The 9,150-nt window shown below is 71.3% G+C and carries 8 protein-coding genes; 6 read left to right on the forward strand and 2 right to left on the reverse strand.

Going from position 1 to position 9,150, the window contains the following annotated elements; translation table 11 throughout:
* Nucleotides 1–23: 23 nt before the first annotated feature.
* Complete coding sequence (locus VFL99_RS02290; protein WP_325104703.1) at nucleotides 24–2,153, reverse strand: catalase; 2,130 nt, start codon at nucleotides 2,151–2,153, stop codon at nucleotides 24–26.
* Nucleotides 2,154–2,267: 114 nt separating this feature from the next.
* Between VFL99_RS02290 and VFL99_RS02295 the strand changes: the two genes are divergently transcribed.
* From VFL99_RS02295 to VFL99_RS02315, 5 genes are all read left to right on the forward strand, one after another.
* Nucleotides 2,268–2,906: a GNAT family N-acetyltransferase gene (locus tag VFL99_RS02295; RefSeq protein WP_325104704.1), complete on the forward strand. Its 639-nt coding sequence runs from the start codon at nucleotides 2,268–2,270 to the stop codon at nucleotides 2,904–2,906.
* Nucleotides 2,907–2,967: 61 nt separating this feature from the next.
* Nucleotides 2,968–3,732 (forward strand): SDR family oxidoreductase, encoded by a 765-nt coding sequence (locus VFL99_RS02300; protein ID WP_325104705.1) that lies wholly within the window; start codon nucleotides 2,968–2,970, stop codon nucleotides 3,730–3,732.
* Nucleotides 3,729–5,297 carry a phenylacetic acid degradation bifunctional protein PaaZ gene (gene paaZ, locus VFL99_RS02305; protein WP_325104706.1) on the forward strand — a complete coding sequence of 523 codons (1,569 nt, stop codon included), beginning with the start codon at nucleotides 3,729–3,731 and terminating at the stop codon, nucleotides 5,295–5,297. Before VFL99_RS02300 ends, paaZ begins: the two co-directional genes overlap by 4 nt.
* A 119-nt stretch (nucleotides 5,298–5,416) precedes the next feature.
* Complete coding sequence (gene boxB, locus VFL99_RS02310) at nucleotides 5,417–6,904, forward strand: benzoyl-CoA 2,3-epoxidase subunit BoxB (RefSeq protein WP_325104707.1); 1,488 nt, start codon at nucleotides 5,417–5,419, stop codon at nucleotides 6,902–6,904.
* Nucleotides 6,905–6,937: 33 nt separating this feature from the next.
* Nucleotides 6,938–7,468 carry a GNAT family N-acetyltransferase gene (locus VFL99_RS02315; RefSeq protein ID WP_325104708.1) on the forward strand — a complete coding sequence of 177 codons (531 nt, stop codon included), beginning with the start codon at nucleotides 6,938–6,940 and terminating at the stop codon, nucleotides 7,466–7,468.
* Nucleotides 7,469–7,583: 115 nt separating this feature from the next.
* Here VFL99_RS02315 and VFL99_RS02320 read toward each other — a convergent pair whose 3' ends face one another.
* Entirely contained in the window at nucleotides 7,584–8,459 is an 876-nt protein-coding gene (locus VFL99_RS02320; protein ID WP_325104709.1) for a PaaX family transcriptional regulator, read from the reverse strand.
* 188 nt (nucleotides 8,460–8,647) lie between these two features.
* Between VFL99_RS02320 and VFL99_RS02325 the strand changes: the two genes are divergently transcribed.
* A partial coding sequence (locus VFL99_RS02325) for an enoyl-CoA hydratase-related protein (RefSeq protein WP_325104710.1) occupies nucleotides 8,648–9,150 on the forward strand: 503 nt, incomplete at its 3' end.

The following is a 9,150-nucleotide window of genomic DNA, read 5'->3' on the forward strand; positions in this document are numbered from 1 at the left end:
AAACGCCTTGGGAGCCGGCGCGGTCACGGCGTGGGGAGTGCGACGGGGAAGCGGTCCCAGACGCGGTGCGTGGCGAGGAGCCCGGCGACCTCGGAGTAGACCCGCACGGCGTCGTCACCGAGGACGACCCCGGCCGCGGACGCCGGGCAGCCGGCGGCCACGAGCGCCGCCTCCGCCTGGCCCCAACCGCCGATCGCCTTGCAGTGCCGGAAGGCCTCGGCGAGCAGCATGGTGACCCGGGGGTCGACCACGTCGTCGGTGACCGCGTCGGTGGTGCGCGCCTTCGCGTCGACCGTCGGCACCGCATCGGGGGCGGGCGCCGGTGCGGAGGAGACCAGGACCGCGTCGAACTCGACGGAACGGGCGGTCAGGAAGGTCCGCTGGACCACGACCGGCTCCCCGGACCCGTCCTCCAACGTGCCGCCGTGCGGAGCGATGACCAGGGGCACGAGCCCGCCGTCGTGGACCGCCTCGCGCACCTGGCGCACCGTGTCGAGGTCGCTGGTCTCGTCGGCGACGATCCCGACGATGCGGCCCTCGACCGGCCACTCGTGCCCGACCTGGGAGAGGGCGGGACTCGGTTGCACGTCGGCCAGCCGTTCCGTGGGCTCGGGGGCGGGCAGACCGAGCCCCTGGGCCACACCGGCGCACAGTACCGGGTCGACGTTGGCCAGGCGCTGCAGCTGCCGCTCCTTGACCGCCTGTTCGTAGCACTTGCCGAGCTCGAAGGTGTAGGCCCGGATGGTGTGCTCCTGTTCCACCGGCGTGAGGCTGAGCCAGAACAGCCGCACCTGGCTGAAGTGGTCGGCATACGACGCCGGTGACTCGCGCACCTTGCGGGAGGCGGGCAGTTCCTTGGGTACCTCGATGCGCCCGGCCACGTCGGCGCCGGCGGTGAACGGGCAGCCGCCGTCGAGCGAGTTGGGCCGGTAGGGCGCGACGCCCGCCTGGTCGGCCATCTGCATGAACCCGTCGCGTTCCATGCTGCTGACCGGCGCGTGCGGGCGGTTGATCGGGACCTGGGCGAAGTTCGTGCTGCCGAACCGGTTGAGCTGGGTGTCGAGGTAGGAGAAGAGGCGTGCCTGGAGCAGCGGGTCGTCGGTGACGTCGATGCCCGGCACGAGGTGGCCCGGGTGGAAGGCGACCTGCTCGGTCTCGGCGAAGTAGTTGGTCGGGTTGGCGTTGAGCGTCATCAGCCCGACCGGCTGCACCGGGGCGAGCTCCTCCGGCACGAACTTGGTCGGGTCGAGCAGGTCGATCCCCTCGAACAGCTGGTCGTCGGTGTCCGGGAACGTCTGGAGGCCGAGCTCCCACTGTGGGTACGCACCGGCCTCGATGGCGTCGGCGAGGTCGCGCCGGTGGAAGTCCGGGTCGACGCCGTTGATGACCTGCGCCTCCTCCCAGAGCACCGAGTGGGGGCCGAGCTTGGGCTTCCAGTGGAACTTGGCGAGGGTCGTCTCGCCCCGGTCGTTCACGAGCCGGAAGGTGTGGACGCCGAAGCCCTCCATGGTGCGGTGCGACCGGGGGATCCCGCGGTCGGACATCTGCCAGATGGTGTGCGCCTGCGCCTCGGTGTGCAGCGACACGAAGTCCCAGAACGTGTCGTGGGCACTCTGTGCCTGCGGGATCTCGCGGTCCGGGCGCGGCTTCGCGGCGTGCACGATGTCGGGGAACTTGATGCCGTCCTGGATGAAGAAGACGGGGATGTTGTTGCCGACGAGGTCGTAGACGCCTTCCTCGGTGTAGAACTTCGTGGCGAACCCGCGGGTGTCCCGGACCACGTCGGCCGACCCCCGCGACCCCACGACGTTGGAGAACCGCACGTAGACGGGCGTTTCGACGTCGGCGGCGAGGAAGGCGGCGCAGCAGACGTCGGCGGCCGTGCCGTAGGAGCGGAAGAGGCCGTGCGCGGCGTTCCCGCGGGCGTGGACCACGCGCTCGGGGATGCGCTCGTGGTCGAAGTGCATGATCTTCTCGCGCAGGTGGTGGTCCTGCAGCAGCGTGGGGCCCCGGGAGCCGGCCTTGAGCGAGTGGTCGGTGTCGCGCACCGGGGCGCCCTGGGCCGTGGTGAGGTACTCACCCGCCTCGCTGTGGGGCGGCGCGCCCGGTATGACGATCGGTTGCTCTGGCTGCGATGGCGTCGGCTCCGGCATGACGCGCCCCTACCCACTCCTCCCGCTCGGATTCGTCGGGGCGCGCAGCGAAGCACAGCCGTCCCGGGACCTTGGACCCTGTCGTGGGGACGGGCGCCGACCTACGGTGCGCTCGTGGAGGCAGCTCGAGCGACAGCCGCAGCGACGCACGGTCCTGCGTGCCCGGCATACCGCGTCCGTGCGGCGACGGTGGAGGACTGGCCGGCAGTGACCGCGCTGTACGCCGCACTCTCCCCGCACTCGCAGCGGATGCGCTTCTCCCGCGAGCTCGGTGGCACGTTGCGGGCGGGAGCCGTGGCCCGCGTGTCTCCCGGTGACGTGCAGCTGGTCGCGCTGCGCGGGGAGCGGGTCGTGGGGGAGGGACGCCTGTGCCGCGTGCCGGACGGTGGCCACGAGTTCGCCCTCGCGGTGGCCGACGACGACCAGAGGCACGGGATCGGCACGGCCCTGCTGGTCGCGCTGCAGGTCATCGCCCACCGGCAGGGCCTGAGCGGCATGCGGGGCGAGGTGCGGTTCGACAACCTGCCGATCCTGCGGATGCTGCACCACGTCGGCGCCGAGCTGGTCGAGGTGCTGGACGGGGACCTGCTCTTCGAGGTGGCCTGCGACCGGGTCCCCACCGGCCCTGCCGCCGCGCCGGTGCTGCCCCGACGTCCGGTCGAGGTGCCCAGGGCGACGGCGTGCCGCGCCACGCTCGCGCTGCGCTCGGGCGGTTTCACCGTGGCGACCTGTCTGGGAAATTATTCTACATAGACGTTGCGTCACGTCGATCAATCTGTGGCATATTGGAGGCTTCCGACAGCGAGGGAGGCCCATGTCCGAGCCCACGGTCCCGTCGAGTTCCCCACGTCCCGAGAGCGCGCCCGCCGCGCTCGTCCTGGGCGGCGCCGGCGGCATCGGCGCCGCCGTCAGCCGACGGGTCGCCGAGAACCACGCACTCACCATCGGCTACCACCACCACGCCGACCGCGCCGAGTCGCTCGCCGCCGAACTGCGCAGCGCCGGTCACACCGTGGAGCTCGTGGAGTCCGACGCGACCACCGAGAAGGGGGTCATCCGGGCCTTCGACGCCGCCGAGCAGCTCGGCGACCTGGCGACTGTCGTCGACTGCGTCGGCGGCTGGGGCTACCCGCGCCTGACCGAGCTCACCCAGGAGGACATCGACCAGGCGCTCGCGCTCAACCTGCGCTCGGCCCTGCTCATCCTGCGCGAGGCCGCGCGCCGCGTCCACGACGGTGGCAAGGTCGTGCTGCTGTCCAGCGCGGCGGCGGAGGTCGCCCCACCGCGGCAGAGCACGTATGCCGCCGCCAAGGCCGGTCTGGAGGCCGCGGCCCGGGTCGCCGCCAAGGAGGTCGCCAAGCGCGGGGTGACCGTCAACGTCGTGCGGCCCGGGGCCACCGACACCGAGTTCATGCGCCAGGTCACCGCACCGCGGGCGGTCGAGGCGATGGCGGCCGGCAACGCCATGAAGCGGCTCGGCACCCCCGAGGACGTCGCCGGCGCCGTGATGACCCTGCTCTCCCCGGACGCGGACTGGATCACCGGCGCCGTCCTCGAGGCGACCGGAGGACTGCGATGAGCACCGACATCCTGCCCAGCTACCTGGCCGGCACCTGGCAGACCGGGACCGGCGAGGGCCGCGAAGTCGCCGACGCGGTGACCGGGGAGACCGTCACCCGTGTGAGCAGCGACGGACTCGACCTCGGCGCCGCCGTCGACCACGCGCGGACCACCGGCTGGAACGCCCTGGCCGAACTGACCTTCCCCGAGCGGGCCGGGGCCCTCAAGGCCGCGGCGCTCGCCCTGCAGGAGCGCCGGCAGGAGCTGTACGACCTGTCGGCCCGTGCTGGGTGCACCCGGGCGGACGCGAAGGTGGACGTCGACGGCGGCTTCGGCACGGCGCTGGTCTACGCGAGCCTGGGCCGCAAGGGGTTGCCCGACGGGACGGTGGTGGTCGAGGACGACCCGGTCCCGCTGGGCAAGCAGGGCACCTTCGCCGGCCAGCACATCCTGACGACGCCGCGCGGGATCGCGGTGCAGGTCAACGCATTCAACTTCCCCGTCTGGGGGATGCTCGAGAAGCTCGCGCCAGCCCTGCTCGCCGGCGTTCCCACGCTGGTCAAGCCGGCCACCCCGACGGCCTACGTCGCCGAGCACGCCGTGCGGATCATGGTCGAGTCGGGTGCGCTGCCCGAGGGGTCGCTGCAGCTGGTCTGCGGAGGCGTCGACGGACTGTTCGACCTCCTCGGCGGCCAGGACCACGTCGGCTTCACCGGGTCGGCCTCGACGGCCGCGCGGCTGCGCAGCGACCCCGCCGTGACCGAGCGGTCCACCCACTTCAACGCCGAGGCGGACTCGCTGAACTTCTCCGCGCTCGGCCCGGACGCCACCCCCGGGCAGCCCGAGTTCGACCTGTTCGTGCAGGCGCTCGTCACCGAGATGTCGGTCAAGGCCGGCCAGAAGTGCACCGCCATCCGGCGGGCCTTCGTCCCGCGCGGTCAGCTGGATGCCGTGACCGAGGCCGTCGAGGCGGCGCTCGACGCCCTCGTCGTGGGTGCTCCCGGCGCGGAAGGCGTCACGATGGGCGCGCTCGTCGGACGCTCCCAGCGCGACGACGTCCGCACCGCGGCGGGGCGCCTCGGGCAGGCCGGCCGGCTCGTCTTCGGTGACCCCGACACAGTCGCGGTCACCGGGGCCGACGCCGACCGCGGCGCCTTCCTGTCACCGTTGCTCTTCCGCGCAGACGACACCACCCGCTCCGAGCCGCACGAGGTCGAGGCCTTCGGCCCGGTCAGCACCGTGATGCCGTATGACGACGTGCCCGACCTGCTCTCGCTCGTCGCCCGCGGCCGCGGCTCGCTGGCGGGGTCGGTGGTCTCCCACGACGGCGGCTTCGTCCGCGACGTCGTGCTCGGCGCAGCGGCCCACCACGGCCGGGTCCTCGTGCTCGACCGGGACGCCGCAGCGGAATCCACCGGTCACGGCACCCCCATGCCGCAGCTCGTGCACGGCGGGCCGGGCCGCGCCGGTGGGGGACAGGAGGAGGGCGGCCTGCGGGCCGTCTACGCGCACCTGCAGCGGACGGCCGTCCAGGGCAGCCCCGCGGTGCTGGCCGCCGTCACCGGTGGGGCGCCGCAGCCGTAGCCCGGCAACCAGGGGCCGTGGCCGGCCCAGAAACCCCCTCAAATAGTCGACAAACTCTTGGCAGCAACGCCGAAGAAGTGTAGAACTTTAGATGACCGCCGACCCGAAGGAGAACTGCAATGTCCGTTGACACCCGGACCGGTCCCGCTCCCAAGCCGGAGGGCCCGCTCAGCAAGATCGACTACAACGAGCGCATCCCCAACAACGTCAACCTCGCCGAGGACCGTCGTCTCCAGCGGGCGCTGGAGGGCTGGCAGCCCAAGTTCCTCGACTGGTGGAAGACCCTCGGCCCGGCACTGCCGACCAAGGACGTCTACCTGCGCACCGCGGTCGCCGTGGGCCGCGACGGGTGGGCGCACTTCGACCACGTCCCGATGGAGGAGTACCGCTGGGGCATCTTCCTCGCCGAGCAGGACCCCGACAAGAAGGTCAACTTCGGCAAGCACAAGGGTGAGCCCGCCTGGCAGCAGATCCCGGGTGAGCACCGCGCCGACCTGATGCGTCTCATCGTGATCCAGGGCGACACCGAGCCGGCCTCGGTGGAGCAGCAGCGCATCCTCGGCAACACCGCGCCGAGCATCTATGACCTGCGCAACCTCTTCCAGGTCAACGTCGAGGAGGGCCGGCACCTGTGGGCGATGGTCTACCTGCTGCACGCCTACTTCGGTCGCGAGGGGCGCGAGGAGGCCGAGCAGCTGCTCAAGCGCAACTCCGGTGACCTCGACGCGCCGCGCATCCTCGGTGCGTTCAACGAGGAGACGACCGACTGGCTGCAGTTCTTCATGTTCACCTACTTCACCGACCGGGACGGCAAGTACCAGCTGGGCACCCTCAAGGAGTCGGCGTTCGACCCGCTGGCGCGCACCTGCGAGTTCATGCTCAAGGAGGAGGCGCACCACATGTTCGTCGGCACGACCGGCGTGCAGCGGACCGTGGAGCGGACCGCCCAGGTGATGAAGGAGCTCGGCACCAGCGACGAGGAGACGCTCTACGAGGCCGGGGTGATCCCGTTGTCGGTCATCCAGAAGTACCTCAACTTCCAGTTCTCCGTCTCCATGGACCTGTTCGGGTCCGAGCAGTCCACCAACGCCGGCAACTACTACACCTCCGGCCTCAAGGGCCGCTGGATGGAGAAGCGCCGCAAGGACGACCACGTCCTGCTCGACGACACCCGCGAGATGAACTACATCGAGGACGGGGAGATCAAGAGCAAGACGGTGCCGATGCTGAGCGCCCTCAACCTCGACCTGCGCGACGAGTACGCCGCCGACTGCGCCAACGGCGTCCGCCGCTGGAACCAGGAGCTCGAGGACGCGGGCCTCGAGGAGCGCCTCGTCCTGCCGCACGAGGGCTTCAACCGCAAGGTCGGCAACTACGCCGGGCACCACGTCAGCCCCGACGGCCGCGTCCTGTCCGACGAGGAGTGGGCGGCCAATGTCGACCAGTGGCTACCGAGTGCGGAGGACCGCAAGCGGGTGGCCAAGCTGATGGTGCCGGAGTACGAGTACGGCAAGTTCGCCGGCTGGATCGCGCCGCCGAAGACCGGCATCAACGACCAGCCGGTCGAGTTCGACTACGTCCACCTCGCCGAGGAGGGTCTCGCCTGACGGCGGGACCGGCCACAGCACAGGGAGGTCGACATGCCACTGACGTGGGAGCGTGAGCCGCGCCCGGTGTGGGACGCGGACAAGGAGCGCATCATCGGCGGCGCCCCGGAGGGGGCGCTGGACGTCAGCTACCCCGACGGGGCCGAGCTGCCCGGCGACTGGTTCGTCGCCGCGGAGGACGGCAAGCCGGTCGGCTACGGCTGGATGGACTCCACCTGGGGTGGCGACACCGAGATCCTGCTGGCCGTCGACACGGCCCAGCAGGGTCGAGGGGTCGGCAGCTTCGTCATGACCCACCTGGAGTGGGAAGCTGCCCAGCGCGGAATCAACTACGTCTACAACACCGTTCGCGAGACGCACCCCGACCGTGACCAGGTGCATGACTGGCTGCTCGTGCGCGGCTACCGCGGCAACGAGCGCGACGCCTCGCTGCGCAAGCGGGTTGCCGTGGAGGACACCAGCGAGCCGGCCGCGCCGAAGCAGCCGCAGCCGGAGCTCACGGCCGTGCCGCCGGGGCACGAGGACCGCGGTGGTTACGTGAACATCGAGGACCACCAGTACTGATCCGCGCCCGACCCGAGACCGGACGCGACGTGCCCCGTATGCCGAGCACACGGCATACGGGGCACGTCACGTGGGCGTGGGGCGGGCGAGCCTGCGTGGCCTCGGCCGCGATGGGTCAGTTGCGGGTGGCTGCCTGCGACTCCATCCGGTCCCACTCGGCCTGGGCGCGGCGGTGCCAGCGGTCCCGCTGGGTGTGGAAGGTGGCGGCCGCCCGCGGCCCCGGCCAGTCGTGGCGCAGCAGCTCGGCCGGCAGGTCCGGGTCGAGGAAGGGGAAGCTGCGCCACTCGTGGATCAGGTGCACCTGGTTGACGAACGCCTCGTGGTCGGTGGGGGCGTGCACGCCCTCGAACTGGTCGATGAACGTCAGGTAGCGCTTCTCGACGTCGTCGAGGTCCCACGCGGCGGCGATCAGCTTGGCCGGCTCACCGACCTGTGCCGACTCGCCGATCCACGCGAACGCGCGGGCGGTCAGGCCGAGCTCGGCGAGCACGGCGGCGACGGCGTCCCGCTTGGCCGGTTCGGGGACCACCCACAGCCCCGGGGTGGGGGATCCCATGCCGAGCCAGGTGAGGCGCGTGCGCAGGCGGTGTCGCAGCCGGCGCTGGGACTCGGGGACGCCCACCGTCAGGACCAGCCAGCGGCCGTCCCAGGCGTGCGGGCGCCGCATGAAGCCGTAGATGCGCTCGGTGCCTTCCTGCAGCAGCTGCGCGCCGGCCTCGGTGAGGGTCCACATGACCTTCCGGCCGTGCCGTTCGGAGGAGAGCAGGCCGTCCGCGGCCGTGCGGGAGAGGGCCTGGCGTGCCGACTTCTCCTCCACGCCCAGGGTCGCCAGGGCCGACACGAGCGTGCCGGTCCAGATGGAGCCGGAGCGGGTGTGCACGAACTCGCCGAGGATGGTGAGCAGCAGCGACCGTGCGCTCGGTGCCGAGGTGTTGCGCTGGCGCGCCGTCCCCATCCTTCCGGCGTCCGGTTGCTGTGGCGTCGTGGCCATCGAGGCTGTCTCCCTTTCGGTTGCGGCACCGCATTGTCCCAGTCGGGTACCCGATCGCCCGTGACCGCAACGGCCGGGCCTGTCGGGCGCGGCGCAACATGCAGAAAAATACTACAAAGTCTTGACGGGGAACAGGGAAAACGTAGAGTCTAGGGAGACCGAAACCGCCCGTGCCCCCAGGGAGTGCCATGACCGTCACCGAGAACTCCGACCTCGCGCCGAGCACGTCGGAGACCGCCCAGCCCCAGGCCGCGTCGCAGCCCGTCGTCAGCTTTGCGACCGCCCCGGACCGGTACCGCCACTGGAAGCTCACCATCGACGGGGAGGTGGCCACCGCCGCCCTGGCCGTCGACGAGCACGGCGGCCTCGTGCCCGGCTACGACCTCAAGATGAACTCCTACGACCTGGGAGTGGACATCGAGCTCTACGACCTGGTGCAGCGCCTGCGTTTCGAGCACCCGGAGGTCAAGGCCGTGGTGATGACCGGCGGGGTGGAGCGCATGTTCTGCGCCGGCGCCAACATCCGCATGCTGGCCCAGTCGCCGCACTCCTGGAAGGTGAACTTCTGCAAGTTCACCAACGAGACCCGCAACGGCATCGAGGACGCGACCGAGAACTCCGGCCAGACCTGGATCGCCGCGGTGAACGGCACCGCCGCGGGCGGTGGCTACGAGCTGGCCCTCGCGTGCGA

It is taken from the genome of Segeticoccus sp. (genome assembly GCF_035708005.1).

What these genes read in the sequence shown, in the direction of transcription:
- VFL99_RS02290 (WP_325104703.1), bottom strand. Translation starts at nt 2,153, where the DNA reads ATGCCGGAGCCGACGCCATCGCAGCCAGAGCAACCGATCGTCATACCG.
- VFL99_RS02300 (WP_325104705.1), top strand. Translation starts at nt 2,968, where the DNA reads ATGTCCGAGCCCACGGTCCCGTCGAGTTCCCCACGTCCCGAGAGCGCG.
- paaZ (WP_325104706.1), top strand. Translation starts at nt 3,729, where the DNA reads ATGAGCACCGACATCCTGCCCAGCTACCTGGCCGGCACCTGGCAGACC.
- boxB (WP_325104707.1), top strand. Translation starts at nt 5,417, where the DNA reads ATGTCCGTTGACACCCGGACCGGTCCCGCTCCCAAGCCGGAGGGCCCG.
- VFL99_RS02315 (WP_325104708.1), top strand. Translation starts at nt 6,938, where the DNA reads ATGCCACTGACGTGGGAGCGTGAGCCGCGCCCGGTGTGGGACGCGGAC.
- VFL99_RS02320 (WP_325104709.1), bottom strand. Translation starts at nt 8,459, where the DNA reads ATGGCCACGACGCCACAGCAACCGGACGCCGGAAGGATGGGGACGGCG.